The sequence below is a fragment of the Rahnella bonaserana genome, from assembly GCF_019049675.1.
Taxonomy (GTDB): domain Bacteria; phylum Pseudomonadota; class Gammaproteobacteria; order Enterobacterales; family Enterobacteriaceae; genus Rahnella; species Rahnella bonaserana.
Genome location: NZ_JAFMOW010000055.1, coordinates 67,063 through 82,072, shown reverse-complemented (window position 1 = coordinate 82,072; position 15,010 = coordinate 67,063). Strand labels below are relative to the sequence as shown.

At 51.3% G+C, this 15,010-nt stretch carries 8 protein-coding genes; all 8 read left to right on the top strand.

Going from position 1 to position 15,010, the window contains the following annotated elements:
* Positions 1 to 31 precede the first annotated feature (31 nt).
* The 8 genes from J1778_RS05770 to J1778_RS05735 all read left to right on the top strand — a co-directional run bounded on the left by J1778_RS05770 (position 32) and on the right by J1778_RS05735 (position 15,001).
* Complete coding sequence (locus J1778_RS05770) at positions 32 to 598, top strand: DcrB family lipoprotein (RefSeq protein ID WP_217172362.1); 567 nt, start codon at positions 32 to 34, stop codon at positions 596 to 598.
* A 329-nt stretch (positions 599 to 927) separates the two neighbouring features.
* Positions 928 to 1,773 carry a DUF3289 family protein gene (locus tag J1778_RS05765; RefSeq protein ID WP_217172361.1) on the top strand — a complete coding sequence of 282 codons (846 nt, stop codon included), beginning with the start codon at positions 928 to 930 and terminating at the stop codon, positions 1,771 to 1,773.
* A complete protein-coding gene (locus tag J1778_RS05760) occupies positions 1,773 to 2,162 on the top strand; it encodes a DUF943 family protein (RefSeq protein ID WP_217172360.1) in 390 nt (129 codons plus the stop codon). Before J1778_RS05765 ends, J1778_RS05760 begins: the two co-directional genes overlap by 1 nt.
* Before the next feature lie 309 nt (positions 2,163 to 2,471).
* Positions 2,472 to 3,824, top strand: a complete 1,353-nt coding sequence (gene glpT, locus J1778_RS05755; protein ID WP_217172359.1) for a glycerol-3-phosphate transporter — start codon at positions 2,472 to 2,474, stop codon at positions 3,822 to 3,824.
* 9 nt (positions 3,825 to 3,833) lie between these two features.
* Entirely contained in the window at positions 3,834 to 4,112 is a 279-nt protein-coding gene (locus J1778_RS05750; protein ID WP_217172358.1) for a hypothetical protein, read from the top strand.
* Between the two features lie 219 nt (positions 4,113 to 4,331).
* Entirely contained in the window at positions 4,332 to 5,948 is a 1,617-nt protein-coding gene (locus J1778_RS05745) for a ShlB/FhaC/HecB family hemolysin secretion/activation protein (RefSeq protein WP_238484580.1), read from the top strand.
* A gap of 12 nt (positions 5,949 to 5,960) precedes the next feature.
* Positions 5,961 to 14,780, top strand: coding sequence for a hemagglutinin repeat-containing protein (locus J1778_RS05740; protein ID WP_217172356.1), 8,820 nt, complete (start codon positions 5,961 to 5,963; stop codon positions 14,778 to 14,780).
* Entirely contained in the window at positions 14,777 to 15,001 is a 225-nt protein-coding gene (locus tag J1778_RS05735) for a hypothetical protein (protein ID WP_217172355.1), read from the top strand. Before J1778_RS05740 ends, J1778_RS05735 begins: the two co-directional genes overlap by 4 nt.
* Positions 15,002 to 15,010: the final 9 nt, after the last annotated feature.

Here is a 15,010-nt window from a genome sequence, read left to right as displayed (position 1 = left end):
GCCTGGTTAACAGGCCACTTAAGGAAGCCCGATGCGTAATATCGCGAAAATGATGGGAATGGCAGTACTGATCGCCGGTCTGGCTGCGTGTGACGGTAAAACCACCGACGCACCTGCCGCAGATAAAGGTGCGCCAGCGGCCTCAGCAACGGCAGCGACCGTACCGGTCAGCCTGCTGGAAGGCAAAGTCACCTTCTCCCTGCCGCAGGGAATGAGCGACCAGAGCGGTAAGCTGGGCACTCAGGCAAACAATATGCATGTGTACGCTGACAGCACCGGTCAGAAAGCCGTGATCGTGATCCTGGGTGATAACACCACCGAATCGCTGGACGTTCTGGCGGGTCGTTTACAGGATCAGCAAAAAGCCCGTGATACCAATCTGCAGGTTGTGACCAATAAATCTATTCAGGTAAATGGCCAGACGCTGCAACAACTGGATACTGTGATCACGTCGGCGGGTCAGAAAGCTTACTCTTCCATCGTGTTGGGCAAAGTAGACAGCCATTTGCTGACCATGCAAATCACCCTGCCAGCGGATAATCAGCAGCAGGCGCAGACCGATGCAGAAACCATTATCAATACCCTGAAAATTCAATAAATTCAGAGATATTGAAAGTATCAGGCGGGGCTCAGGCTCCGCCTTTTTTTATGCTGTTACTGCCACTCAAAAACCTCACTTTATAAGCGGACAGATAACGTTTTATTACTTTCAATGAAGTATTGTAATATAGAACAGAGAGCAATCAATAGCCTTGTTATATATAACAAACAGTACACATTATAAATTGGAATAATTAACTTAAGGAATAAGTTATGTGTCGTAGTTATTTCACTATCAATAGTGAATGGCAATTATAATAATAAACAACCCGACAGTAATTACGCGATGTGATAATTAATGTTAAAGCAGGTAAAGGAGTAACCTCTATGACTAATGCTGTATTTCCCCAGACGGTATTTACTACACAACGGCTTTTCAACGATTACAGCGCAAATGACATGCGTTATGGTGATATATCCGGGGACAGACTTAAAAGAGAGTTCGGTTTGAAAAATATATCAACCGTGGTTGACCCATATACATTCACCCGGCTGACAGCATTTGATAATCCTCAGTCCAGGTTTGCGGGAGTCTATCGTAGCACTCATCGTGGTGGCACAGTCAGTAATAAGGAATGTGCCCGGTTGTTATTTAAGGAAATGCTGACGTGTTCTCTTCCCTACTCCTTTGTGGGACCCTACAAGTATTTAATTAACCAAATGCTGAAGCATTTTCAACGTTCTACAGGAACCCCTTTTAGTAACGGACAAATTAATAATGCATATCATCGAAAGCTTCGTTCTGATCACACTGCAAAAAATACAAGGTCTATTATGCAGGAAGCGATTGGATTATTCATTGATTACAAAAGCAAAGGTATTCCGCAGGATAAATTGAAAGATATTAAATCTGCGGTCGAAGGATCGATTCTTCCAAAATTTGATTCCCTTGTACTTGATAAAATAAATGGAATGGGGATCACCATTCATAATATCCATGCAACGAAAATAGACATCATCAGTCTCCACGTAAGCGAGCGAAACTGGAAAGCCAGTGTTAGATTTACAGGCCAGGATCACGTCGGTCTGGATATTGATGATATACGCAAAAAGGAATTCAATCAGTTTCAGTTTTTCAAAATATGGTTTGTCCTGCAACGCTTTGAAAAATTCGGTTTTCGACCATTTTTGACAAATATGGAAGCAGTGATTGATATGGAAGGTCATTATTGATGCGCATTTTCGTAATTGTATTTCTGGCCGCGCTGCTGACCGGTTTTTACTATACCTTCGTTGGTGGCAAAGATGTAGCGGTTATAGATGCGCATTATGATGGAAGCACTGCACAGGTCATCGTTGATGGTTTGCCCTCCACTGAATCGGAAAAGATTGTCTGGTGGCAGAATAATCAGGATCAAATTAGAGGTAAATATCACATTCCTTCCGACAATACGGGTCCATTTCTGATCACTGTTTATGAATTCGGAGAGGGATACAAAGAAGCGGGGGAGGAAGATCGGCTCTGTTTTCGTTCTGTAAAACCACCCCAAAATTGCATTGATAAAAACATACTGATGATGATTTGGCGCACCCGTGAGGGTAGCGTCAGGTATGAATTTTAATATGCAAAAAATGAAAAAACTCAAAGATCACACATCAAAATATAAAAATGTCTGACGATTCAAATGAGTCTTTTGATATGTCACCAACCTGCCTGGCGGGGCTCAGGCTCCGCCTTTTTTGTTTTATGCTGTTACTCAATCTCACAAACCCCGCCTCCGCTGTAATAAAAATGTAACATTTCCGTCATAAATCACAGTTCGTTTGTGCGCGAATGGCTAAAATGATGTTCGTTTTGGAACACACCGGCTCCGCCATTTCGTTCGTGGCTCACGATGAGTCCCACCTGATTTATGCCATCGGAGGCATTTATGCTCAGTATCTTTAAACCCGCGCCCCACAAAGCTCCTGTTGATGAGGCTCACGTCGATCCGCTTTACCGTCGTCTCCGCTGGCAAATCTTCATGGGGATTTTCTTCGGTTATGCGGCCTACTATCTGGTGCGTAAAAACTTCGCGCTGGCCATGCCTTATCTGATTGATCAGGGCTTTTCCCGTGGCGATCTGGGTTTTGCGCTCTCCGGAATTTCTATTGCGTATGGCATATCCAAATTCATTATGGGTTCGGTGTCTGACCGCTCGAATCCGCGCGTATTTTTGCCCGCCGGTTTGATTCTGGCTGCTGCTGTGATGTTGTTTATGGGCTTCGTGCCGTGGGCAACATCGAGCATTGCCATCATGTTTGTGTTGCTGTTCCTCTGCGGCTGGTTCCAGGGAATGGGCTGGCCGCCGTGCGGTCGCACGATGGTCCACTGGTGGTCGCAGAAAGAACGTGGCGGCATTGTGTCGGTGTGGAACTGTGCGCATAACGTCGGCGGTGGTATCCCTCCGCTGCTGTTCCTGCTTGGTATGGCGTGGTTTAACGACTGGCATGCGGCGCTCTATATGCCTGCTTTCGGGGCGATCCTGCTGGCCGTGTTTGCTTTCATGACCATGCGCGATACGCCGCAATCCTGCGGCCTGCCGCCGATTGAAGAATATAAAAACGATTATCCACCAGACTATGTCAAAGAGTCAGCCGAGCAGGAACTGACGGCAAAGCAGATTTTCATGCAGTATATTTTGCCGAACAAATTGCTGTGGTACATCGCACTGGCTAACGTCTTTGTCTATCTGCTGCGCTACGGCATTCTCGACTGGTCGCCGACTTACCTGAAAGAAGTGAAGCATTTCGCGCTGGATAAATCCTCGTGGGCATATTTCCTTTACGAATACGCAGGCATTCCCGGCACGCTGCTGTGTGGCTGGATGTCGGACAAAGTATTCAAAGGCAACCGCGGAGCGACTGGCGTGTTCTTCATGGTGCTGGTGACTATCGCTACCGTGGTTTACTGGCTGAATCCCGTCGGCAATCCGGGTATTGATATGGCCTGCATGATCACCATCGGCTTCCTGATTTACGGGCCGGTGATGCTGATTGGTTTACATGCTCTGGAACTGGCACCGAAGAAAGCAGCAGGAACGGCGGCAGGCTTTACCGGGCTGTTTGGTTATCTGGGCGGTTCGGTCGCAGCCAGTGCCATTGTCGGTTATACCGTTGACTTCTTTGGCTGGGACGGCGGTTTTATCGTGATGATCGCCGGTTGTGTACTGGCTGTTCTGCTGCTGTTACTGACTATGCTGAGTGAAAACAAACACAAAGCGCAGCTGGCTAAAAATGCCTGATTGGTTTTAATGTTCGTCGAAAAGGCACCGAAAGGTGCCTTTTGTGTTTTTACGCTATTTCAGAAGATTGACTGGGATGGGCTGAAACGGGGCGGTGGCGCACTGCTGGAACAGGACATGCTGAAAATTTACTGCGGGGCAGCCGATGAGAGTATTTCAGATGGCGACAATACCGCTCGATGCTTTAAGGAAGCATCTCAGACTGCAGGTGTCAGTGCGGCAGAAACTCTATTGCAGCAATTTCGTGCCATGAAATTTCCCTTTCCCACATATAACAGAAGCAGATAATTGACAGATAAAATTTATTCACTCACTCATCCCTTATTGCAGCGGGAAAATTTTATTAAGCATTAATATAATCATAGGATTTGATTTATTTTTGACTCCGTAACATCATATTAAAAATCGTGTGTAAATATTACTTTAATTATTCATGGAATGAATTTTGTGTTGTGCGAACATTATATTTTTAAATACTTATCCTCTCTTTTAATCTCCGGGATTGCTATGTCAGCAATTGCTGCTCCCCTCAATCCGGCAGACCGTGGTCTGATCCGCCAGGAACAACAACAATTATTAAGGCAAAGCCAACAACAACGTGATGATCTGCAACGCAGTCTGTCCCCTCTTCCTCCCGTTGAATCTCAATCAGAAACAGATATTGGCCCCTGCTTTTACATTCATAAGATATATATAAATAACGCAATACTCATTTCTGATAAAAAACAACGCGAGATTATTAAGCCTCATCTTAACCAATGTGTGGGGATGAGCGGGATCGCGGAGATAACCCGTCAAATCTCTGACTGGTATATTCATCAGGGATATATAACCAGCCGGGCTTTTATCACCGAGCAAGATTTATCTCAGGGCGAATTAAATATTTCGGTACTGGAAGGCCGTCTGGATAAAATTACCCTCGAAGGTAGCTCATCTTCACAGTTAAAGATGGCTTTTCCCGGGATGGAAGGCGGCATTCTTAATCTGCGTGACATCGAACAGGGTATGGAGCAAATCAACCGGTTACGCAATGACCCGGTGCAAATAGAGATCCATCCGGGCGAGAAATCAGGCTATTCGATTGTCAATCTCACCGCCACACCGGAATTCCCCCTCAGTGTCTCACTTAACTTTGATAACAGCGGGCAGAAAAGTACCGGTACAGGGCAGTTTGGCGGCTCACTGACAGCCAATAATGTGCTGGGTATTGCGGATAAATGGTTCATCAGCGGTGGGCGCAGCAGCGATTTCTCGTCTACCCATGACGCACAAAACGTTCAGGCAGGATTGAGCATTCCCTACGGTTATAACCTGTTTGATTACAGCTATAGCTGGAGCAACTACCTCAGCACGATTGACAACAATGGCTTTGGCTGGGCATCGACCGGCGACAGCATCAGTCACCGTTTTACCACCTCGCGAGTGTTATTCCGCGATGGTGATATCAAAACCGGTGCCTCCATCGGACTGACACATCAAATCAGCAATAACTCTCTCAATGATGTGTTGCTCGACAGCAGCAGTCGCAAGCTCACCAGCCTGCAATTTGGGCTCAACCACACGCAAAAAATCTTCGGTGGCGTCGCAACGTTCAACCCCACATTCAGCCATGGCGTCTCCTGGCTGGGCGCGGAAGAAGATAACGGCAAAAATGATGATTTGCCGAAAGCGGGATTTAAAAAATGGAGCCTTAACGGCAGCTTTCAGTTGCCTGTGGCTGACGCTTTATGGTGGCTGACCAGCTTCTACGGTCAGTGGTCACCGGACAGACTTTATGGCAGCGAGCGTCTGACCATCGGTGGCGAAAGCTCGGTGCGCGGCTTTAAAGAGCAATATCTTTCCGGCGATAACGGCGGCTACTGGCGTAACGAACTGAACTACAGACTGCTCACATTGCCGCTTCTGGGTCAGGTCAGCAGCGTGGTCGCACTCGACGGTGGCTGGCTGCAAAAAGATAACAAAGACCCGTGGGCGTCCGGCACGCTGTGGGGGGCCGCCGTCGGGCTTTCTGCCACCAATCGTTACTACTCCAGCCAGCTTACCGTAGGCACACCGTTGCAATATCCAGACTGGTTAGCGCCTGACCACTTCAGCATTTATTACCGCATCGCGTTTGTGATTTAAGGGAAAACGATTATGGATAATCATCAACAACCAACCTGCTTCGCTCAAAGCCTGCTGAGTTATCTGATCTGTGGCTTGCTGGCAGGACAACCGGTTTTCCCGGCGTTCGCCGCACCGACCCCGGCGAATAGTGCTACAGGCATTGATAAGGCCGGCAACGGTGTGCCAGTGGTGAATATCGCCACTCCTAACGGGGCGGGGATTTCGCATAACCAGTTTCAAAACTACAACGTCGGCAAAGAGGGACTGATCCTCAACAATGCCACCGGCCAGCTAAACCAGACACAGCTAGGCGGGCTGATCCAGAACAACCCCAACCTGAAAGCAGGCCAGGAGGCGCGCGGCATTATTAACGAAGTGACGGGCGCGAACCGTTCACAACTGAACGGTTACACAGAAGTCGCAGGAAAAGCGGCCAACGTGATGGTTGCTAACCCGTATGGCATCACCTGTAACGGCTGCGGCTTTATCAATACACCGAATGCCACGCTCACCACGGGTAAACCGGTGTTCGATGCGAGTGGCAACTTACAATCCCTTGATGTCAACAAAGGTTCCATCACCGTTGAAGGCCAGGGGCTGAATGCCAGTGAGTCGGATGCGCTGTCAATCATCTCGCGGGCCACAGAAGTGAATGCACAAATTCATGCTAACGCGATGAACGTTATCACCGGCGCTAACCGTGTGGACAAAAATGGCCGCATCACCGCGATTGCCGGTGAAGGCGCAGCACCCGTGGTGGCAGTGGATACCGGCGCGCTCGGCGGCATGTACGCCAGTCGTATCCGACTGATTTCCAGTGACAAAGGCGTGGGAGTTAACCTTGGCAATCTGAACGCACGTCAGGGAGATATCACGCTGAATGCCAGCGGCAAACTCACCGTGCAAAACAGCCTTGCCAGCGGCAGCCTGAATGCCAAAGGAGAAAGCGTTACGCTAAGCGGTGAACATAAAGCCAGTGGCAGTATGAATGTCAGCGGGCAGGACATCGCACTTAGCAATGGCACCTTTGCCAGCGACAACAATATCGCCCTGAACAGCGAGGGCAAACTGACGTTAAGCAACACTCGTTTGACCGCAGGAAAAAACCTCAGTCTCAACGCACAGGATTTAACCCAGGATGGCAGCAGCAGCGTCAATACGGCGCGTGATATTTCAGCACAGGTTGCGGGAACGATAACCAATCAGGGCCAGCTGATAGCCGGTAACAACGCCGCTATAAGCAGCGGTTCCCTGTCCAACAGCGGAAAAATTGCTGCCAAAGGCACTACCTCAATAAGTGCCGTAAAAGCCCTGAGCAACGCAGCGGGTGGAGACATTTTATCTGACGAAGCGCTGATTGTGTCTGCAGAAAATATCCGGCAAAACGGGACTTTATCAGGCAAAAAATCACTGGCAATAAATGGCCAGTCACTGACAGCCGCAAAGGGTTCACTGTCGACCAGTCTTGGCAATGTTTCACTGAAAACCCGTGAAGCCAATCTGGACGGGGATGTTATCGCCCACGGCGATCTTTCGGTGCAAGCGAATAAACTGACCAGCCAGCGTGACGCGCAGCTCCAGTCTGATGGTTCACTCACGCTGACAGCCACGGATGCCACGCTGTATGGCACTCAGGTGGCACAAGGTGCCCTCACGCTTACGGCACAGAATCTGATTCATGGCGGCGTAACCACTGCGGCCGATCTGACCGTGAGCAGCGGTCAATTTAATAACCTGAGTGAGGGCTTGTTTTTAAGTCAGGGGTATCTGGACATCAGCGGCGATACTGTTCTCAATGCTGGACAGGTAATGGCGAACGACCTGTCACTGAAGACCCAAACGTTCAGTAATGAGGGCCTGTGGCAGGGAACTTCTGCGCTGCACATGACGGCAGATGAACTGAGCACAGGCAGCACCAGCCGCACGCTGACGGCAGGCTCACTGACACTGGATACGGGTTTACTCAACACGGCTGGCACCCTGCAGGGGCAAAATGTTGTCATCACCGCCCGCGACTGGACTAATACAGGCTCCCTGCTGGGGACGGATAAACTGGATGTTTCGCTTGCCGGCACACTGAGTAACGACGGCGACATCTTAAGCCAGGGCAACGCTAACCTTGCCGCGCAAAACATCGCTAATCAGGGCTCTCTGCTGAGTGCCGCAAATCTCACCCTGACGGGAGAGTCGCTTGATAATCGTGGCGCATTGCAGGGCAATAATCTGGTGATTAACGGTGGATCGCTGAATAACAATGGCGACATCATCGGCGTCAACGGACTGGTGGTGGCGCTGACCGGGGCATTTACTCAGCATCAGAACAAGACGCTGTTGACAGACGGAACACTGGGACTGAGTGCAGCGACAGTCAATAATGCCGGGCAAATTCAGGGCACGGACATTGCCCTGATCAGCGATTCTGTCGACAACAGCGGACGTATTCAGGCGAACAATGACCTCGCATTCACCGGTGATCTGACCAACCACGCTGCAGGTATTGTCCTGAGCCAGAACACCCTGAACCTCACCACGCCAAATCTCGTGAACTACGGCCTGATTCAGGGCGGCGGCACGACACGTATTGATGCCTCAGCGTCCGCACGTAACGACGGTAAAATTCTTTCCGGCGGTGAACTCACGTTTAACACGGCGAGCCTGACCAATAACAACTGGCTACAGGCCACATCGCTGCTGCTGAATGCCACTGCAATTGATAACTCAGGAACCGTGTTTAGCACCTCGAATCTGGCGATTCATGCTGACCGGATTGAACACCGGGCCACAGGTAAACTTTACAGCGGCGGTAACTTACTGCTGACCAGCAACGTTTTCGAACAGCTTGGTCAGGTGGTTGCGCTGGGTAATTTAACCCTGAAATTAACCAGCGTTTTTACAGGAAAAAATGTGCTGGCGGCAGGCAACGTGCTGGATATCACCAGCAATGGCGCGATAAACAATCAGAGCATAATGCAGGGCCAGGCGGTGAATCTGACTGCCGGAACGGCGCTCACCAATAACGGACAAATCACCACCGGCAGCGGCGCAAGCGCCCTATCCGCGGAAAGTATTGCGATGAACGCCACAGGCACATTGCAGGCCGGTGGCGATGTGGCACTGAACAGCCGTGGGAATATTACTGTCGATGGTTTTATCGGCACCACGGGCTCACTGACCCTGAATGCCGCCGGCAATATTCTCAATACCGCCCTGCTGTATGCGGGCAACAATATGTATCTGCTGGCAAATGCTATTCACAATAACCACGGCGATATTCTGGCCGGTAACAGCCTGTGGATGCAGCGCGACATGGCGGGCAATGCGAACGCCGAAGTGGTGAATACTTCGGGAAATATCGAGACGGTAAATGGGGATATTACGGTGAAAACCGGGCATTTACTGAATGAGCGGGACGGGCTGGAAATCACATCAACTTATAACGAATTTGCGCCCGATAATCAGCCGTATATGGATGTTTACTTGTCGGATATTGACGCTGATAAATTAGGTATTCACGTTTATACAGTCTGTAAAGGAGGGGTAAATACTCATTGCACCACATATGACAACCTGATGCCGACATTTGATTATGATCAGAAAAGAGTTCTGATTGATGAAACAGCGGTACAGGCAACAGCAAACGGCGGTGCGTCACGTATCTCATCAGGCAGAGATTTTTACGCCATTTCAGATGTAATTGATAACAACAGCAGCTATCTTCTTGCCGCAGGTGATATGTATCTGACTGGTGGAACCCTTAATAATAACTCGGTACAAACGGGAAAAATATCTACCTATCAGACATTTGAATATCAGTGCCAGTATGAATGTGGTTATGAATTAAAGCCTTTTCCAGCGTATGAGGATGTGAAAACATGGGTTAAGAATCATGAATATAACGCCAATGAATATATCCGTTATATTCTGACAGCGACTGAAAAGGTTACGGAATTACAAGCAAGCGAACTCTACCGCTCAGTCATCCAGGCGGGTGGCAATATCATTGCCAATTTCACCCAGGATATCAGTAACACCATGACCACGGCGAATGCCGGAGGGACAAGCCACACCATCGAGGCACCGACACTCAATACGCTCAGCCAGCCTGATGGCGTTCAGCAGCAGGATCTCACCAACGCAGATAGCGCGGACATCACCTCGCCACAATGGTACGAGAGTCTCACCGATGCGGTTGCTCACATCGCCGGGGGCAACAGCTTATATCCTCTGCCATCGGATAATAATGGCTATTTTGTCCCTTCAACCGATGCGAACAGCCCGTATCTGATCATCACGAACCCGAAACTCGACAGGCTGGGGCAACTCGATCAAAACCTGTTTGGCGACCTGTACGCATTAATGGGGATCCAACCCGGTACGGCTCCGCGTGAAACTAACAGCGAGTACACAGACCAGAATAAATTCCTCGGTTCGGCGTATTTCCTCGACAAACTTAACCTGCATCCGGAATACGATTACCGCTTCATCGGTGATGCGGCATTCGATACGCGCTACGTCAGTAACTTTATGCTCAACCAGACCGGCAGCCGCTATATCAGCGGTCTGGGTTCCGATCTCGAGCAGATGCAGTACCTGATGGATAACGCAGCAGGTGCGCAACAGTCGCTTGGGTTGGCCTTTGGTGTAGCGCTGACGGCCACGCAAATCGCCGCGCTCGACAGCAGTATCTTGTGGTGGGAATCCGCCAGCATCAACGGCCAGACGGTAATGGTGCCGAAAGTGTATCTGTCACCAAAAGACGTCACGATGAATAACGGCAGCGTGATTGCCGGCAATAATGTCGGACTTTCGGGCGGCAATATCACCAATAGCGGCAGCACCCTCGCCGCAAACAATAACCTTTTTATCGGCAGCCAGAACGGCATCAGCAACCTGAATGCCAGTCTGATGCAGGCAGGCGGCGGTCTGCAACTCAGCGCCCTGGGTGATATCAATAACATCGGCTCCACCATCAGCGGCAAAACCGTCCAGCTCGAAAGCACAGGCGGCAGCATTAATAACATCACGCAAACCGAACAATGGCAGGCAGGCGGAACGGGCAGGCGCGGCGAGTCTGTCAGTTTCAGCGAGACACAAAGCGGCCCGATGGCGGGGATCATTGCTCAGGACGACATGATCCTGAAGGCCGGCCAGGACATCAACATCGCAGGTGCACATGTGGCAGCAGGAGACAATCTGCTGATGCTGGCAGACGGCAATATCAATGTCACCGCCAACCAGATAACCGACAGCGAAAGCCAGTCTGGCTTCCGGCGTAAAGACGCCACACACAGTGAATCGGTGACGTCTGACGGCAGCAGCATCACCGCCGGTGGCAGTCTGGGTATGCAGGCGGGGAATGATGTGACCATTGAAGCCAGCCAGATTAATGCCGGTGAAAACGCGGTCCTGATTGCCGGCAACGACCTGAACCTGAACGCAGCGGGAACGCGTGAAAACAGCCGCCAGGGCAAAAGTGAAACCCACAGCACGGATGTCGCAACCACCACGATCACCAGCGGTAACGATCTGACACTGGTCGCCGGCCAGGACATCAACAGCCAGGCGGCAGGGATAGCCGCAGAAGGTGACGTGGCAATGCAGGCCGGTCGCGATGTGAACCTGATGGCGGAAGAAACGACTCAGGGCGACAGCTACAAAGCGAAGAAAAAGGTCGAAATCAACGAATCAGTACGTCAGGACAGCACTGAAATCGTCAGCGGCGGCAACACCACAATCGTGGCCGGACGTGACGTCAACAGCGAAGCGGCGCAGGTGATTGCCAGCGGCGATATTGGTATTGGCGCAGGCCGTGACATTAACCTAGAAACCGCCACTGAAAGTGATTACCACTTCAAAGAAGAAACCAAAACCAAAAAAGGGTTCATGAAAAAAACCACCACCCACACGGTGGAGGAAGACAGCGCAACCCGTGAGGCAGGCACCCTGCTTAGCGGCGATAACGTAGCCCTCGTCGCCGGAAATGATTTGCTGGTGAAAGGCTCAGCGGTGGTCGGCGACGGCAATGTCAGTCTGAATGCGGGTAACAACATCGACATCGTAGCGGCAACCAATTCCGACTCGACATACCGTCTCAAAGAGAAGAAAAAGAGCGGCATGTTCAGCGGCGGCGGCATCGGCGTCACCATTGGCACCAGTAAATCACGTTATGAAATGAACGATGAAGGCACTACTCAGAGCGAAAGCTTCAGCACCGTCGGTTCGACGGGCGGCAACGTCAGCATTAACGCAGGCGGTCAGGCGCATATCGGTGGCGCAGATATTATCGCCGGGAAAGATTTAAGCATTAAAGGCGACAGCGTGCTGATTGAACCGGGCCGTGATGCGCGCACTCACGATGAATCGTTCGAGCAGAAACAGAGCGGGCTGACGATAGCGTTATCGGGCGCGGCAGGCAGTGCGGTAAACAGCGCTGTGACGACGGCGCAGTCGGTGAGTGACGAAAGTGACGACCGGCTCGCGGCGCTGAAAATTGCACAAGGCGTGATGAGCGGCGTATCGACCGGTCAGGCGATGGAGCTGGCGCAGGCCACCACCGGCGATGCTTCCACGGCGTTTGGTATCAGCGCCTCGCTGGGCACGCAGTCGTCCAAATCCGAGAGCCACAGCGGGCAGAATACCGCCACGGGCAGCACACTGACGGCGGGTGATAACCTGTCGGTAACCGCCACGGGCGGCGATATCACGGCCATCGGCAGCCAGATTAAAGCCGGGCTGGACGTGGCGCTGAACGCGGCAGACGACATCAATCTGATTTCCTCGCAGAACACACAGTGGCTGGAAGGAGAAAACAGCAGCAGCGGCGGCGCCATAGGGATTGGCATCGGCATGGGCGAGAGCGGTGCCGGTATCAACATCTCCGCCAGCGGTAACGCCTCCAGAGGCAGCGAGAGCGGCAACGGCACGCAGCATAACGAAACCACCATCGACGCAGGTAACCGCATCAGCATCAACAGCGGCGACGACACAACGATTGCCGGTGCGCAGGTCAGCGGCAACAGCGTGGTGGCGGATATCGGCGGCGACCTGACCATCAGCAGCCTGCAGGACAGCGACTACTACGACAGCAGCCAGAAGAGCATCAGCGGCGGCGCCAGCTTCTCATTCGGCACCATGACCGGTTCGGGCGGCATCAGTGCCGCTAATGACAAAATGAACAGCGACTACAACTCGGTCACTGAGCAGAGCGGGATATTTGCCGGTGACGGCGGCTTTGATATCACGGTGGGCGGACATACGCAGCTCGATGGTGCGGTCATTGCCAGCACAGGTCCGGCGGATAAAAACCGCCTTGATACCGGCACGCTGGGCTTCAGCGACATCGGCAATAAAGCGGAATACAGCACCGAACATCAGGGCGCAGGCATCAGCACCGGCGGGACTATTGCAGAGAACTTTATCGGCAATATGGCGAATGGCGTACTGGTGGGCGCAGGCGGTGAAGGTGAGGCATCAGGCACCACCAAAGCGGCGATTTCAGCAGGTACCATCAACATCCGCGATACCGAAAACCAGCAGCAGGATGTGGCAGATTTAAGCCGCGACGTGGAACATGCCAACGGCAGCATCAGCCCGATATTTGATAAAGAAAAAGAGCAGAAGCGGCTGGAGATTGCGCAGGCGCTGGGCGACGTGGGCAGCCAGGCAATGGATATTGCACGGACGGCGGGCGAGATTAAAGGGCTGGAGAAAGCGAAAGCCGCGCATCCTGAGCTGAGCGGCAAAGACCTGCTGGAGACTAAAGAGTACAAAGACACCCAGAAACAGTACGGCACCGGCAGCGACATCCAGCAAGGTATCAGCGCAGCGACGATGGCGCTTCAGGGGCTGGCGGGCGGTGATATGGCAGCGGCACTGGCAGGCGGTGCGGCTCCGTATCTGGCGGAAGTGGTGAAGAAAGCGACGGGTGATAATCAGGGTGCCAATATCATCGCGCACGCGGTGGTAAATGCGGCACTGGCGGCGGCTCAGGGCAAAGATGCTGCGTCCGGTGCAGCGGGTGCTGCCGCAGGTGAACTGGCGGGTATGATAGCGCTGGATACTTACGGTAAACCGGTGAGTGAACTGACGGAGCAGGAAAAACAAAAAGTGCTGGCATTATCGACGCTGGCAGCGGGTCTGGCGGGTGGTTTAACCGGAGACAGCACGGCAGACGGTATGACAGGCGCGATAGCAGGAAACACGACGGTGAACAATAACCTGTTAGGTGGTGGTACGGAAGCGGGTCAGGAAGCGTGGATACGCCAGCACGGTATTGATATGGCAAGTTGCGAGTCAGCTCCTGGTTCAGCAAGTTGCCAGAAGGCGCAGAATGAACGGGATGCGGTGGCTGGAGCGATGGCGACCGCAGGGCTGATTTATCTGCCGGGTGCCATGCAGGCGACAGGTGCTATTGGCGGCAGTGCTAATGCCGGTATCCAGTATCTGATCAATGGTGAGGTGAATCCGACAGATGTACTGATAGCCACCTATGTCGGGGCATTTACTGCAAACACAGGGGCGTGGGGAACTATAGGCTGGAATGCAGCAGGTGGAGCAACATCAAATTATCTGAAAGGAGATGATCCTTTGACAGGGGCGGGATGGGGGGCTGGAGGGGCTGCATTGGGCTACGGGATCGGTAAGTATGTTATCACCGCACCGCTTGATAAAATGTTGAACCCAACATGGAAAAATTATAAATGGGTGGATATGGGGATGGGGATTAGTAAGCCGTTGCCTTCAAGTCCTATTCCTGGGATATCCGGTAATGGTGGGGCTGCATTATCTACTGAGATAGGTAGTCAGCTAGGACCTAAAGTTATTGATATTTTGGAGGAAAAATTAAAATGAAAGAGTTAAAAATATTCATCTTAATTATTGGCCTCCATATTATAGCCATCGCTTTATGTGCACTTATACTGCAAATGGTTTTTATAGCTTTCATATATCTCTATACAGGTATATTAGATATTGATTTATATAATATATTCGTATTCGTTAGAGCAGGGGCTGGGGGCGGATGTATCGCTGGTTTTGGTGTTTGGCTTATATATCGATTTAATATCCGCTAACAAGCAAAT

What these genes read in the sequence shown, in the direction of transcription:
- J1778_RS05770 (WP_217172362.1), top strand. Translation starts at nt 32, where the DNA reads ATGCGTAATATCGCGAAAATGATGGGAATGGCAGTACTGATCGCCGGT.
- J1778_RS05765 (WP_217172361.1), top strand. Translation starts at nt 928, where the DNA reads ATGACTAATGCTGTATTTCCCCAGACGGTATTTACTACACAACGGCTT.
- J1778_RS05760 (WP_217172360.1), top strand. Translation starts at nt 1,773, where the DNA reads ATGCGCATTTTCGTAATTGTATTTCTGGCCGCGCTGCTGACCGGTTTT.
- glpT (WP_217172359.1), top strand. Translation starts at nt 2,472, where the DNA reads ATGCTCAGTATCTTTAAACCCGCGCCCCACAAAGCTCCTGTTGATGAG.
- J1778_RS05750 (WP_217172358.1), top strand. Translation starts at nt 3,834, where the DNA reads ATGTTCGTCGAAAAGGCACCGAAAGGTGCCTTTTGTGTTTTTACGCTA.
- J1778_RS05745 (WP_238484580.1), top strand. Translation starts at nt 4,332, where the DNA reads ATGTCAGCAATTGCTGCTCCCCTCAATCCGGCAGACCGTGGTCTGATC.
- J1778_RS05740 (WP_217172356.1), top strand. Translation starts at nt 5,961, where the DNA reads ATGGATAATCATCAACAACCAACCTGCTTCGCTCAAAGCCTGCTGAGT.
- J1778_RS05735 (WP_217172355.1), top strand. Translation starts at nt 14,777, where the DNA reads ATGAAAGAGTTAAAAATATTCATCTTAATTATTGGCCTCCATATTATA.